The sequence below is a fragment of the Streptomyces sp. NPDC043853 genome (genome assembly GCF_056436025.1).
Map to the genome: position 1 here is coordinate 169,538 of NZ_JBWKDJ010000016.1, position 13,266 is coordinate 182,803.

Genomic DNA, 13,266 nt, shown 5'->3' on the forward strand with positions numbered 1-13,266 from the left:
CTCGTCAGGGTCTGGCCCGGTCGCGTTCGATGATGGTCTCGGGGCGTCGGACGGTTTTGCCCACGTCGTAGCGGGTGGCAGGCTGCCGGTTCTTGGAGCCGAGCGGCCTGCCGGGGCCGGGCCGGTTGGGTTTGGGCGCACGGGCCGGACACGGCAAAGTCGGGCGGAGGTTTCTGAACCCGCGTCGGACTCGGGCGGGGGTAAGCCTGTTCGGTTCGGCCGGCCGCTCCCAGGGCCGGCGGATGTCCTCGGCGAGTGGCCTGGCGAGCCGCAGCTGGGTGTGCGCGACGATGATCAGCCATGTCCACCGGTCTGCTGCTGCCGGGGTGCGAAGCTTCGGCCGTGTCCATCCGAGGGTCTGCTTGATCATCCGGAAGGTGCGCTCCAGATCGAAGCGCCGCAGGAATACCTGCCAGCGCAGATCGACGTCGGCGCCGTTCATTCCGGTGGCAGAGGACCACAGCCACAGCGGCAGCGGATCTCCCCCGCCGGGCAGGCGGTCGACCTCCAGGCGGATCAGCGTCCCCTCGATGATCGGGAGTTCGCCGTCGTGGTCGATCCATGCGGAGCGGGTGGTGAGCCTGGGGTGGAGACGGTCCCAGGCCATCGCCCGGGCTGTGCCGTAGCGGTCGGCGACCTGGACAGTCGCGGCGTACGGCTCACCCCAGGTCTCAGGCTTGGCAAAGCGCAACTCCTCGCCGTGCTTCGGATACCGTCCGCCCCGGGGATAGGCCTCGGCGTACTCCTTGAGCGAGGGCGTCGGCCGGCGCATGACGCGGTCCGAGCGCAGCCTCCCCAGGACCTCGACGGGCAGCCCGTAGAGCCGGTAGGCCATGCGCGGGGCGTCGTAGCCGGCGTCGAAGACGACCAGGACGTCCGGGTCGCCCTCGCGCCACCGTCCGCCAGCGATCAGATCCTCGACGACACGGCGGACCTGGACGGCGGTGACCTCGGCGACGTCATCCTCCGGGCCGAGCCGCACCGCGTCCAACAGCTGGCACCATGACGTACGGCCGCTCTCCAGCGCGGCAACGAACGAGTAGGGCCATCCGGGGATCATCAGGTGCTGGTCCCGACCGCGGCCGAAGGTGTGACAGAACAACCGCTCCGGGCTGCACTCGGCCTCGGGCCGGAGCCAATTGCTCACGTCCACCGCCAGGACGAGCCGGCCGTCGGCAGCCTGCGGCTGTGACAGCGCGGCAAGCGTTCTCCGTAGCCGTCTGGCGTCGATCCGGCCGTCACTCAAGGACGCGTACAACGCGCCATGCCCGCGGCGGTGCTCAGCCAGCAGAGTCAGATCCACCGGTGTCTTCACCGGCCCGTCCGCACATAACAAAGCGTCCGTCAGCTCGAACAGTTCGTCACGGTGTCCGTGCAGGCACGAGTAGAAGTCGACCCTGAAGCGTGACGCTTCCGCGAACGCTTCCCGCTGGGCATCAAGTTGCGGCACGCTCATTCCCACGGCCTTCGTATGGTTCGGTGCATTCCTTGGTCGGAGCACAGAATCGGGCGAAGGCCGCCCATGTGTCTGGTGAATCCCCACGTGGGGGAGTCAGTTCGACGGACTGTTCGAGCGAGGGATGAGGCCGGGCTGGCGGGCTGCACTCGTGGCCCTCAACAGAGCCTGGACGCCGGTTGGGCCGTAACCACCCCTGTGCAGACCAGGGAGGCTGCCGTTCTCCAGTGCTGGCGGCCCCAGTACCGGCCCCATCAGCCAGGACCCTAAGCACCGGGTCTGACATTCGCGCCGGACCATAAAGAACAAGCTGAGTGCCTGTGTCTGAGCCGCCCATGACAATCAGCTGTTGCGGTGGTGGTTCACTGGGTGGAGACCTTGAGGTGGCTGGGGAGGGTGTATGGAAGAGCCAGGCTTTCGAGTCCTGCTGACAGGGGCTGTGACCGGAAGGTGGAGGCGGTTCGTGCGATTCGAACGGTCACTGGCCTCAGCCTCTGGAACAGCAAGGTTCTGCTCGACAGCGCGCCCGTAGCGGTCACGGAACCCAACTGGCTCGAAGTCGCTGATGAGGCGGCCAGGGCCCTTGAGGACGCGGGCGCCCGTGCCGCAGTGCTGTGCGATTGGTGCGACTGGACCATCACTCGAGGAGCCGCCCCTGTCGACCCGGCCCCGTGCAAGGGGCCATGGCCTGCGGAGGCCTGCCGGGCGAGTCGCCCGCCGGCTGCGGCCGAGTAACGGCCGGTTCAGGCTGCCTGGGTGAGGTGGGAGGGGCTGAGCTTCTTCTTCTGAGTGATGCGGCGGGTCATGAGGGTGATGGCGGCCCAGACACCTCAGGGCTCTAACGCGTCAAGTCCTCGTCGGTGAGTTCATGGTTTCCCCAGCGGTTCCAGAGCGTGTGATGCCAGACGTCGGCGTCGGGGCCGGGTCGTGTCACCGGCGGCAGCGGTCCTGGGCTGGTCTCGATCAGGTGTAGCAGCGACCAGGCGATGCCGTAGCAGTCGTCGGGTCCGAAGCAGGCAGCCAGAGCATGCGCCTCGTCGGGTGTGACTGGCGCGGAGATGGCTTCCAGTTGCCTGAACCGCCGGTCTACGAGCTCCTCGTCGTCGGTGTCCCAGTCGGGGAGGGGGCCGCCAGCGACGAAGGCCTGAACTTCGGGTCTCATCCGTGAATGATCGACTGCCGTGGGCGATCTGGGCAAGGTGCGTTGGCGCAGGTCAGGCGGCAGCCGACTCGGTCGCCGAGGGCGGTGGGGGGAAGGCGGCCAGTTCGTCGAACCGTTCGCCGTTCTGGAGGCAGTGGTAGAGCTGGCCGATCATGCGGTTGAAGAGGTTGCGCTGGGCGGCGGCGTGCCAGTCTGCGTGGTTGTCGCGTCGTCGCCGGTAGTGGGCTTTGGCGCCGGGCGAGGCGGTGATCGCGGAGAACGCCCAGAGGTAGCCGGCGTGGTTGAGGCGGTCGTTCTTCACCCAGCGTCGGGTGATGCTGGACTTTTTGCCGGACGCGCGGGTGATGGGCGAGGCGCCGGCGTATGCCTTCAGTCCGCGGGCGTCGGCGAACCGCCGCCGGTCGTCTCCGATCTCGGCGAGCACCCGGGCGCCGAGCTGGGTGCCGAGCCCGGGGAAGCTGAGGATGATCTCAGCGTCCGGGTGCTGAGGGAATGCTTCTTCGACCGCCTCGGCCAGGTGGTCGGTTGCGGTGCAGGCGGCCTCCAGCTGAACGAGGAGGGCGAGCATCTGCTTGCCGAGTGCGTCCTCGACGAGCTGCGGCTGGTGGGCCCAGTCAGCTCGGAAAATGTCGCGGAGCCGCTCGGCCTCGGCTGCGATACCCCGCTGGCGACCGGCCCGTTTGAGCGCGGCCTGTAACTGTGTGCGGGTCAACCGAGCCGCCTTGGTCGGCGTCGGGGCGGCCTTCAAGAGCTCCAGGGCCTCGGGCCGGCAGAGCCCGTTCTTCCAGGATTCGAAGGCTGCGAGAGCGGCCGGGTAGTACTCGCGCAGCAGCGATCGGAGCTGGTTGGAGATCTGCTGCCGGTTCCACGTGGCGTCCTGCTGGGCGCGTGCGAGGACAGCGAGGGCGCGGGCCAGGTCGCTGTCCTGGGGAAGTGGCCGGTGGGCATGAATGTCGGTCCGCAGCACGTTGGCCAGGACCAGGGCGTCGCCCGGGTCGGACTTCTTGCGCGAGACGGAGTGGCGATCGCGGTAGCGGGCGGCGGCCATCGGGTTGATCGCGAACACTTGCCGCTTGCCGGTCCGCAGCACCGCGACTAGCAAGCCCCGGGATGTCTCGATCGCGACAGGGATCGGGGATTCTTCGGTGTCGCCGTACTCGGCGAGCAGATCCAGCAGGATCTTGTAGCCAGCGGCGTCATCGGTGATGTGCCGCTTGGCCAGTAACTTGCCGCTGTCGTCGACCAGGGCGATGTCGTGCGTGCGTTCCGCCCAGTCGATGCCGCAGTAGATCAAGATCTTTCCCCTCCCAATGTTCGAGCGTTTGTACTGGTCACGAGCTCATGCGGGACCACGCAGCGACCTAATCCCAGGACTCGACGCGAGGGTCGGTCCGCCACCTCAGTAGCCGTTCGTGGCACCAGCTCACTCCACGGGCCTCGGTCTATGCGGGAGCTCAGGTGGCTCGGGCGTTACGAGAGGTCACCGTGGCGCGGGCTCGCACCACCAACACCAACGAGTGATCAAGGTGATGGGTGTTGACGGCCGAAGGTGCCGGACGCCGTCCCTCTGGGCAAAGGCCTGAGCGGCCTGGTGATGAGAAGACATCCGTCCGGCACCTGCGGGCGCCAACACCCATCAAGGTGGCGGAGGCCGGGGAGACGCCGAGACCCGCGCGATCTCCGTGGAGGCGTCGCATGCCCGGCTAACGGAAGGCGTTGTCTCGACCCCCGCCGACCGCCGCCGCCAAGAGCGCCAGGGGCCGTCCACCGATCTACGGGAGGCCTCGCGAGCCCAGGTGGAGACAGATGTGACAGCCCTGATACTCGAACAGCCCGCACGGTTCTCATCCGGCCGGACCGCTCTTAACCACGGATTAGGTGATGAGGGCTTCACTGTGCTGGACGAGTCGTTCGTAGTCTCTTGCGTGCCGCCGGGCTTGCGTGATCCACGACAGGGTGCGTTCGACGACTCCGCACTCACCCACCCAGTGATCACCAACGGATTTGTCATGCGCCTCGGCCCGTCCGGCCGTCTCCGCGCTGCCGACCGGACCATCTCCGCCCTACCGTGCGTTCAACACGGACGCGACGACGTCGCCCGCCGGCCCGCTGCCGTAGCCGCCGGACTGGACGACCGAGCCGGCGGCCAGGTCGTCCGCGTAGCCGGTGAACCAGCTGTTGGAGTCGCTCTGCCCGTCGACCTCGGCCGACCCGGTCTTGGCTCCCTTGTCGCCGCTGACCGCGGACATCGCCTTGGCGGCGGTGCCGTCGGTCGCAGCGGCGCCCATCACGCTGCGCAGGGTGGCGGCCATGTTCCCGGGCAGCGGCTGGGCTGTGGTCAGCTCGCCCTTGATCATCTCCCTGGGCACGATCACCGGCTGGCGGAACGCGCCGTTTTTCACGGTCGCCGAGAGGGAGGCGACGCTGAGGGCGTTCATGGTGACCTTGCCCTGGCCGATGTAGGAGGCGGCCGTCTCGGGGCCTTTCGAGACCGGGATGTCGGCGTCGGTGGATACGATCCCGATGGACCACACGCCGCCCAGGCCGAAGTACTTGCGGGCCGTCTGGCTCAGGGCGCTGTCCTCCACGCCCTTGGCGTTCAGCGGGCCCAGCGCCTTCATGAAGAAGGTGTTGCAGGAGCGGCGGAAGCTGTCCCGGAAGGTACCGTTCGCGATGGAGAAGTTCTTGTTGTTGTGGAAGGTCCGGCCCGACCAGGTCACCTCCTTCGGACACTCGACCGGGGAGGTCGGCCCGCCGACCAGGCCGTGCTCCAGCATCATCGCCGCGGTCACGACCTTCATTGTGGAGCCGGGGGCCTGCGCCCCCTCCATTGCCACGTTGAACCCGCTGACCGGGCTGTTGGCGACCGCGCTGATCTCGCCGGTGCTGGGCCGGACGGCGACCACCGAGGCTCGGTCGTACTTCTTCACCGCCCGCTCGGCGGCGGCCTGTACGTCGGCGTCCAGCGTCGTCTGGACCTTCTTCGTCTTTCCCTTGACGAGGGTGAGCAGCGTCCGGTTCGGCGCGTCGGTGTCGGCCGGCTCGATCCAGGTCTCGACGCCGGGCTCGTCTGCGGCCCCGTCCGCGTACCGGGTACGCAGGGTGTCCAGCACGGGGGCCAGCGACGGGTACTTCTCGGCGGTCAGCTCCCGGCCCTCGCGGTCCAACGCCTGGATCGAGCCCGTCTTCGCCTCACCGGTCCGCAGGATCGCGCCCTCGATCAGCTTCGGGTGCAGCACCGCCGGCCGCCAATCCACCAGCGCCCGCCCACTGCTCTTGCCCCGCACCACGGTCAGCTCCGAGGCGTACGCCAGCTCCTTCTCGTGCCCCTCAAAACTGATGGTCGCCTTCACCGTGTACGGCACCGTGGCGCCGCTCGCCACGCCCGGCGTGACCACGGCGTTCTCCACATGCCCGGTCTCCCGGAAGCCGCGCAGCGCCTCCGCGGCCGCCGCCGGGTCGTCGGTCAGCGTCCCCGCCGCGTCCGCGTCCCCGCGGGCCCACGCCGCCAGGAAGTCCCGCGATGTCCGCTCGACCTCCTCGGCCGTAACCTCCCCGGACGCGTTCAGCGGCGCGGCGTCCGTGTCACCGAGGCCCGCACCGTCCGAGTCCCCGCCCAGCATCTCGTAGCCCGCGAACCCCACCCCGCCCGCCACCAGGGCGAACACGCTGCCGACGAAGGCGGTCTTCACTCCGCTGCGCATGGTGCAGTCCCTCCCCAAGAGCCCCATACGGACGACCCGGCGTAAGAACGATGCTCACTTGAACATGTTTAAGACATAGATACGTATGCACTCTACGGGGGCCGTATATCACCCCTGAGCCGCCAGAACCGATCGTTACCCGACCGGAACGCACACCGATTCGTGCCATACGCGGACTCAAGCTGCGAAGCGAGCGTCCGCTGCGATTTCTCGGTTTCGTGTCAGTGCAACGCCTGCATGAATGCCGCCCCGTATGGAAGAACGGAGGCTGCATCGCCTACTGGTCACCGTCCTGGTCCGCCTACCTGGACCTGCGCGTGATTCGCAAAGACGGCTCACCGATCGCCGTGGAGATCGACCGCGCGGACGAGAGCACCGCCGTGGACAAGCTCCGAGACGAAGCACTCCGCGGGCGCCCCGCGCTGTGGATCCGCTGGCACGGAGCGCTGCGTGCCGAGCTTCCGGCCGGTGTGGCCCGTCTCCACCTGCCTACGCGGTCCAGTAAATCGCCCCTCCGGTACTCGCTGGCCCCGGTGGCCAGCACCGAGGCGATCACCCTCGGCCCACCCGTCACCCGGAGGCCCGAGCAGACGCTCTGCGGCGAGACCAGCAGCGGATCGCGGACGAGAAACGCGCTGCTGCCCGCCCCCAGGAACCGGGCTCCACTCGCTGCTACTGGTGACCCCGGCCTTCACGGTGAGCAAGCCGGGATGATGACGACGTTGCGTGATCTTGCGTGACGGATCAGTGTCGGGGGCGGTGAAGTGTGTGTGGGGGGGTGCCCCTATGTCTTTGGTCAAGCTGGTCGGGTGTGGGTTCGGGGCGTCTGGAACGATGTGTCCGTGCATGCTGATGATCAGATTGGCGAGGGTGTCTCCGAGGCGGCGAGGCTCGGGACAATCAGGGCGGCAGCCTCGGTCCCCGGGACGGTGACGGTCTGCTCGTCCAGGGCGGTGAAGATGTCCTCGACCAGCCGTTCGGCCATCCGTGGCGCCTTCGGGCGTATCAGGGTCACGAGCCTGCGGCGTCCTGCCTTGCGGATCTGGGCGGGGGAGCCGAACTGGTCGAGGAGCTTGAGCACGGCTGGGTGCTGCACTCTCGGGCCCAGGACTCGTTCCAGCGACGGGCGGATCTGCGTCAGCAGACCGCGCAGGCGGTTGCTGATGCGGGTGGCTTCGCCGGCCAGGTCGTCGTCGAACCCGACGATCATCTCCAGCTCGGCGATGGCCTCGTCCTCGAGGTCGACCGAGCGGAGCGTGTGCGGCATGACGCGGGCCGCGTCGGCGATGACGAACGCGGCGCGGGCGTCGGTCTTGGCCTCGCCGGGATAGAGATCAGCGATCCGCCGCATCGTCAGTCCGGGCAGATAGGCGACCGGGCAGCCCATGTCCCTCGCCGCCGCCAGCGGCAGGGCGCCGATGGAGGCCGGCTGGTCGACCACCACCAGGACGTTTCCGTGCTTGGCCTGCAGTTTCCCGAAGACCTCGCGGAGCCTGGGCTCGCTGTTGGGCAGGCGCTTGTCGAAGGCTTTCTTCCCGGCCGGGGTGACGGCGGTGGCGTGGTGTTCGCCCTTGCCGACGTCCAGGCCGAGGAAGGCGCCGATGTCGCTGACGTCGATCACGTGCGTCCTCCGGTCGTCCCCTCTCCCGGCCGTCCCAGGCACCGATCGCCACATCCACATTACGAAGAGCCTCCCGACCTGCGGAAAGGCCGGTGGTCATGCCCCTAAGGGTTGTCCCGCAAAACGATCTCGGCCTCAGGGGCGTCGGGGGTAGTCAGGGTGATCTCCGTAGGGTGACGCGAGGTCGAGCAGGTCATCGCAGGGCCAGGTCTCGCCGTCGTAGCTCTCGTGGCGTGGTTGGTGAGCGAGGAGAACACCGTGTCCAGGCGTGTCGTGTCCAGCATGGCCTGTTCCCCGGCCTTCAGCGCCATTGTGGGGGTGAGGGGCGGGGCCGGGCTGGCCGCGGTTCGGGCGGGGCGGCCGGGTAGCTCTCTTGGGTCGGCCACCGCGCGCATGAGCTGGTTGAACGTGGACACCGGTGGCAGCAGCATTTCGGCATCGGGGCCGTGGGTCTCGGCCAGGACCTGCCGGGTGAGTTCCCGCAGCCCGGCGAGTGTGCCCTTGGAGTGCCCGCGCTGACGCCGCAGCGCCTCCAGCACTGCTGTGATCACCTGATCTTCGGCGCGCCCGGTGCGGCTGGAGGGTTTGGTGGTGCGGTGGTCGACCAGTCCCCACAGGCCCTGGCGGCGGTAGCGGGCCCGCATACTGCGGATCGTTACCGGGCTCACTCCCGTCCAGCCGAGCGACGCCAGCTCGGCGGCCTTGGCCTCCACCCGCTCGCCCATCGGCCGTTCCAGCGCGTACGCCGGCCGGGGCACCCCTTGACTGCCTGGTCCGCCGGGCAGGCCGCACTCGATTTCCTGAAGGTGCCGCTGCCAGGCCAGCGCCCGTTCCTGCTCCCGTACCGGAACTGTCTCGAACAGCCCCGCTGCGGCACCCCCGCCGCAGGCCGGGCCCCGACCACGGCGAAGTCGGCAGCCGCACACAGATAGCCGGCCAGCACAGAGGTGACGGTGCCGTCCTCGGCAACCAGCCGTACGACAGCGCCGTCCATGGCCACCACCTGCCACGTGCGGCCTTCGAAGACCACGTGCCCGCCGACCGCGACCGTCGGCCGCCGTTCAGCACTGCGTCCCATCACGCCTCCTCGCTGGCGACACCGGCGCGGCCGTCCCAGTGGGCCAGGACCTGCTCGTGTAGAGGCTGGGACAGCGGCACGGTCAGGCGCCCGGACCACAGCGCGTGGAACACCGCCGGCCATACCGCGATCGGATCACCTGCCGCGTGGACGCCTTCGATCAGCGGCCGCGGCTCCCGGAAGGCGCTCTCGACCGCTGCGACCCGTTCCGGCCCGCCGGCATTGCGCGGGTGCCGGTAGCCAGCCCAGCCACCGCACATTGGCCGCCAGCACCCGGTCCACGGGCTCCAGCCGCTGGTAGGACCAGCCCACCTCCGCGCATACCGCACCCACCCACTGTGCGGCCAGGAGCGCCCGTTCCCCGCCCCCGCCGGCGGCCGCGGGGCAGTCGGCCAGGAGGGCTGTTCCGTCGGTGTACCGGGCGAAGAGTTGCGGCACCCAGGACCGCACCGTGCCCGTCTTGTCGCGCCACACCACCCGTACAGGCCGCCCGGCCAGCCCGGTGACCCCGGGGTCGCGGTCGGGCAGCATCAGCTGGGACAGCATGGCCGCAGACCCGTGCACCACATGCCGCCCGGTGGTCGCCGACTACCACCAGCCAGGCGCCCACCGCTTCCCCGGGATCACGGGAAAAGCCGCGACCGGCGGCAGTTCCTCGAAAGAGACGGATGCGGCGGCCTTCTGCCAGGGAAGCTGCTGCACACATCCCGACACATCCTTGAACACTGCCTCACAACCAGCCCCGGGCCGGCCCTCTACGTCTGCGCGACTGCTCACAGCGTTAAGCCAAGTACGTGAACCGTGCTCAGAAACACTGGTCGCCAAGGAGCGTCACGCGAATGAACGGGCTACATCCCATGAGCGGGACACGGCCGGTGCTTTTCTGTTGCAGCCGGAGCCAGACCAGGCGAGACAGCGCGGCCACCAATGCGTCGGGCAGCCGCCTACCAGCCGTCGTCTTCCATTGCCCTGCGGTGTTCGGCGATGTCGCGTCTGAGTTCCGGTGAGGGAATGCGGGTCCAGGAGCTGAGGTGTTCCAGAGGGACGCCCCCGGTGTGTGCGGTGCTGGCGATGGCGACGATGGCCTGGTCCAGGTCGTGCATGCCCTGGTGGAGGGTGTCGATCAGGTGCCGGGTGACGGCGGCGAGGTGCCCGGTGTCGTGGAGGTCCAGCGCGGTCAGGAGCTCGATGGCCTCGCTGAGCCGGTGCTGGATCCAGGCCCGCTCCCCGGAAGAGACCGAGGCCCGCCAGCTGATGGTGCCATCGGCGCGTGCGGCGAGTTTCCGCAGCTGCGCGGTGACAGAGAGGGGCTGGTCTTCACGCCCTACCTTCCAGGGGTCCCGGTCCCATCCCGGCACGCTGGTGCCGCGGTGCTCGCGCAGGACCGCGCCCATCCAGGCCAGCAGCGAGGGACTGCTGTTGGCGGCCGCTTCCTCACTCAGCCAGGGCCGTCCCAGGCGGCTGCCGAGCTCGTGGCAGAACCCTCCGTCGGCCGGAATCGGCCGGACCCGCTTGCCGCTGCCATCCTCCCGGACCAGGCCGGGCATCACCGGATCCAGCAGTGAGGCGGCGACCGTGACCAGCTCGGGAAGGTGGCGGCTTCGCGGGCCACGGCACGCCACCACCAGAACTGCTGGCCGGCGTCACCTCCGGCGAGCTGGTGCAGACGGGCCGGCCAGATCCGTTCCCCGGGCCATTCCAGGGCCTGGTCCCACCACTGGCACACCACCGCCCGGGCCAGCGCGAACACCGCGCCCGGCTCCCACCCGGCGCGCCGCGCACGGCGGGCCACCGCGGCCCACCGGGCTTGCGCTGTGATGATGTCCGGGCAGTGGCGCAGGTCCAGGTGCTGCAGCCCGTGACCGTCGCTGGCGTCCGGAGCCCACTGCCGGTGACGCCCGCACACCCGCTGCCAGCCGTCGCGGTACCGCATGGCGGTGGCCGGCCGGCCGGTGCGCCGGGCGGTACAGGACCGCAGGCGTACGCGACGGAGGCGTGAACGGGGGAGCCCGCGCGCCACAGGCCCGCTGGCTGAGGGGCTTGGTCGTCCGTCCCGAACACTTCTGGTGCTCTGTTCCAGGCGGGCAGGGCCTTGGCCAGGTTCTGCGCACTGGTGCGGCACAGTTCGGCCAGGACGCGGCGTCCGGCCTGGTTGAGGAGGATCTCGGCGTCGGGGCGGTGGCCGGCGACCCCTGGTACGCGCGGGGCCTGGTTACGCCACTGCCAGCAGGAGCGCAGCTCGCCCGCGTCGATGGCGCAGGAGTCTGCTATCCGGCCGAGGAACGAGGACACTGTCTCCTGGGCGAGCGGCGCCACCCGCAGCACAGGTCCGGTTCCGATCACCAGTGGATGCCGAGTGCGGCCAGGGCGGTGAGCTGCGCCCCGGTCCGGTGCTCAGTCCCGTTGGGGAGGTGTTCGATGTGGGCTCGGCTGACCACGGTGGTCATTCCTGCTGGATGTACTGCCGCACGGCCTGCAGGCCACGTGGAAGGGCTTCCGCGCCGCGCCTGCTGTAGTAGCCGTAACCGTTTGCGGAGGCGGCTCGGCGAGCTCGGCGTGAATGATCAGCGGGTTCGTGCCGCGGGGACGGCACGTGGCCGCCGTCTTCGCAAGGACTTGGCCGCGGCCCAGCGGGAGCTAAGGAGCTCAGGCTCGGCTGTTCTTCCTGGCGCGTGCGTCGGCGATGGCGTAGGGCACTCCGGGGAGAAGCAGGAGCGGCGCTGCCCACAGCGGCAGTTCGAACAGCACCCCGTCGCCGGCCAGCCATTGGGTGAGGAGCGCCGCGGGCAGGGCGGCGGCGAGGGCGATGGCCCAGCTCCGGCGTATGCCGAGGCTGCCGCGCCGCAGCCGCCAGGCGACGGTGGCCGTGCCGAGTACCGTCCAGAAGGCGAGGTAGCCGGGGGTGATGTCGAGGGTGGTGGTCCACCGGGTCAGGTACGAGAACAGCAGGAGGCAGCCGGTGATGAAGCACCCCAGGGATGCGGTGCGCAGCATGCGGCGGGGGAGGGGGGTGCGTGCCCGCGCCCATGCGGCGGCGAATGTACGGACGTTGCCCCCGATGACGTCCTGCGCCGTGCCGCCGGCTGCCTGCGCGTCCTCCAGGTGGGCGGAGAGCTCGTCGAGCATCTCTTTCACGGAGGCGTCGTCGATCCCCCGGTACTCCCAGTTGCTGCGGCAGGCGGCGAGGATCTGCGCGTTGGTCATGGTGTGGTTCCCCCCGGTTCCGTGGTGGTCAGGATGCGGCTCACCTGCCCGGTGAAGGCGAGCCATTCGGCCCGGCCGCTGCTGAGTTCGGCGTGTCCTGTCTCGGTGAGGCGGTAGTACTTGCGCGGGGCCCCTCCGCTCGGCGACGGAGCGCGGTACGAAGAGATGAGCCCTGCCCGCTCCATCCGGGCGAGCAGCGGGTAGATGCTGCCGTCGCTGACCAGCTCCAGCCCGCCGGCGGTGAGCGCCTCGGTGAACTCGAAGCCGTACCTGGGGCGTTCGGCGATCAGTGAGAGCAGGCACAGGTCGAGTGCGCCGCGCAGGAGCTGACTGCGCCGCTGGTCACCGGCTGCGGACAGTTCCTTTGTCATGCGGTACAAGATACTCGGCAAGTACCTTGCATCACAAGAGACTTGGGACGTGCCGGGAACTCCGAGCAATCGAGCCTGCCAGGCGGCGGCCGCGCCGCAGGCCGTCGACCACCCGCCCACTACGTGTCGACCGAGACCAGAAGGCCCGCACGGTAACGCGCCCAAGCCGCGTCCGGCTACCGTGCCCAGTCGATGCCGAGGGCGGCGAGGGCCTGGAGCTGGTCGGCGTTGAGCTTGGCGCGGCGTTGGCGCTGGTTGGTCACCCACACCCCCAGCCGTACTTCCACCTTCTGTCCGCTGTGGTGCACGGTCTCCATGTGCGATCGCGGAATCCTCATGAGCGAGCCCTCCCGCGCCTGGTACTGCTGCAGGGCCGCCAAGCCCTTGTGGAAGGCTTCCGCGCCCGCCCGGACGTAGTGGTCGTGCCGGGCTCGGCGGCCGCCCTAGGACGCCCTACGGCCCGTGCAGGCTTTACCCCGAGCTCGGTCAGCCGGCGCTGCTGCTCCTCGTTGAGCTGGCGGAAGTCGCGGCGTTGGGTGGCGAGCCACCGGCCGATGTCTTCGCCGTGCCAGGTCTGTGAACGGTCAGCGATTTCCCCAACTTCTGAGGCTTCGTGGTCACGGAATGGGCCAGGGTCGTGGTCACGAGTCCCCAAGGGGAAGTTGACCAC

Annotated in this window: 11 protein-coding genes and 3 pseudogenes; 1 reads left to right on the forward strand and 13 read right to left on the reverse strand. The window is 69.4% G+C overall.

Annotation, left to right across the window (positions count from 1 at the left end):
* Positions 1-4: 4 nt before the first annotated feature.
* On the reverse strand, positions 5-1,456 hold the full coding sequence (locus tag AC067U_RS32085) for an NF041680 family putative transposase (RefSeq protein WP_478833331.1): 1,452 nt from the start codon (positions 1,454-1,456) through the stop codon (positions 5-7).
* A 450-nt stretch (positions 1,457-1,906) separates the two neighbouring features.
* Here AC067U_RS32085 and AC067U_RS32090 point away from each other — a divergent pair, with 450 nt between their 5' ends.
* Entirely contained in the window at positions 1,907-2,191 is a 285-nt protein-coding gene (locus tag AC067U_RS32090; protein WP_478833345.1) for a ribosomal protein L7/L12, read from the forward strand.
* A 103-nt stretch (positions 2,192-2,294) separates the two neighbouring features.
* Here the strand turns inward: AC067U_RS32090 and AC067U_RS32095 are convergent, their stop codons facing one another.
* From AC067U_RS32095 to AC067U_RS32150, 12 genes and pseudogenes are all read right to left on the reverse strand, one after another.
* Positions 2,295-2,618, reverse strand: a complete 324-nt coding sequence (locus AC067U_RS32095) for a hypothetical protein (protein WP_478833332.1) — start codon at positions 2,616-2,618, stop codon at positions 2,295-2,297.
* Between the two features lie 52 nt (positions 2,619-2,670).
* A complete protein-coding gene (locus AC067U_RS32100; RefSeq protein WP_478833333.1) occupies positions 2,671-3,912 on the reverse strand; it encodes an IS110 family RNA-guided transposase in 1,242 nt (413 codons plus the stop codon).
* Positions 3,913-4,495: 583 nt separating this feature from the next.
* Positions 4,496-4,588, reverse strand: a pseudogene (locus tag AC067U_RS32105) (IS5/IS1182 family transposase); the annotation flags it as partial.
* A 93-nt stretch (positions 4,589-4,681) separates the two neighbouring features.
* Complete coding sequence (locus tag AC067U_RS32110) at positions 4,682-6,322, reverse strand: penicillin-binding transpeptidase domain-containing protein (protein WP_478833334.1); 1,641 nt, start codon at positions 6,320-6,322, stop codon at positions 4,682-4,684.
* Between the two features lie 877 nt (positions 6,323-7,199).
* Positions 7,200-7,943, reverse strand: a pseudogene (locus AC067U_RS32115) (IS110 family transposase); the annotation flags it as partial.
* A gap of 104 nt (positions 7,944-8,047) precedes the next feature.
* Positions 8,048-8,701, reverse strand: a complete 654-nt coding sequence (locus tag AC067U_RS32120; protein ID WP_478833335.1) for a hypothetical protein — start codon at positions 8,699-8,701, stop codon at positions 8,048-8,050.
* A gap of 455 nt (positions 8,702-9,156) precedes the next feature.
* The gene (locus AC067U_RS32125) at positions 9,157-9,567 is read right to left on the reverse strand and encodes a TnsA-like heteromeric transposase endonuclease subunit (protein ID WP_478833336.1); all 411 of its coding nucleotides are present in this window, start codon (positions 9,565-9,567) and stop codon (positions 9,157-9,159) included.
* Between the two features lie 398 nt (positions 9,568-9,965).
* Positions 9,966-10,568, reverse strand: a complete 603-nt coding sequence (locus AC067U_RS32130) for a hypothetical protein (RefSeq protein WP_478833337.1) — start codon at positions 10,566-10,568, stop codon at positions 9,966-9,968.
* Complete coding sequence (locus tag AC067U_RS32135; protein WP_478833338.1) at positions 10,568-10,954, reverse strand: hypothetical protein; 387 nt, start codon at positions 10,952-10,954, stop codon at positions 10,568-10,570. The genes AC067U_RS32130 and AC067U_RS32135 overlap by 1 nt, the downstream gene beginning before the upstream one ends.
* Positions 10,955-11,667: 713 nt before the next feature.
* Complete coding sequence (locus AC067U_RS32140; RefSeq protein ID WP_478833339.1) at positions 11,668-12,225, reverse strand: hypothetical protein; 558 nt, start codon at positions 12,223-12,225, stop codon at positions 11,668-11,670.
* The gene (locus tag AC067U_RS32145; protein WP_478833340.1) at positions 12,222-12,596 is read right to left on the reverse strand and encodes a PadR family transcriptional regulator; all 375 of its coding nucleotides are present in this window, start codon (positions 12,594-12,596) and stop codon (positions 12,222-12,224) included. The genes AC067U_RS32140 and AC067U_RS32145 overlap by 4 nt, the downstream gene beginning before the upstream one ends.
* Positions 12,597-12,772: 176 nt before the next feature.
* Positions 12,773-12,982, reverse strand: a pseudogene (locus AC067U_RS32150) (helicase associated domain-containing protein); the annotation flags it as partial.
* Positions 12,983-13,266: the final 284 nt, after the last annotated feature.

Excerpts from the sequence above, each read along its gene's own strand:
- AC067U_RS32085 (WP_478833331.1), bottom strand. The coding sequence starts at position 1,456 with ATGAGCGTGCCGCAACTTGATGCCCAGCGGGAAGCGTTCGCGGAAGCG.
- AC067U_RS32145 (WP_478833340.1), bottom strand. The coding sequence starts at position 12,596 with ATGACAAAGGAACTGTCCGCAGCCGGTGACCAGCGGCGCAGTCAGCTC.
- AC067U_RS32125 (WP_478833336.1), bottom strand. The coding sequence starts at position 9,567 with ATGCTGTCCCAGCTGATGCTGCCCGACCGCGACCCCGGGGTCACCGGG.
- AC067U_RS32130 (WP_478833337.1), bottom strand. The coding sequence starts at position 10,568 with ATGCCCGGCCTGGTCCGGGAGGATGGCAGCGGCAAGCGGGTCCGGCCG.
- AC067U_RS32110 (WP_478833334.1), bottom strand. The coding sequence starts at position 6,322 with ATGCGCAGCGGAGTGAAGACCGCCTTCGTCGGCAGCGTGTTCGCCCTG.
- AC067U_RS32095 (WP_478833332.1), bottom strand. The coding sequence starts at position 2,618 with ATGAGACCCGAAGTTCAGGCCTTCGTCGCTGGCGGCCCCCTCCCCGAC.
- AC067U_RS32135 (WP_478833338.1), bottom strand. The coding sequence starts at position 10,954 with ATGCGGTACCGCGACGGCTGGCAGCGGGTGTGCGGGCGTCACCGGCAG.
- AC067U_RS32140 (WP_478833339.1), bottom strand. The coding sequence starts at position 12,225 with ATGACCAACGCGCAGATCCTCGCCGCCTGCCGCAGCAACTGGGAGTAC.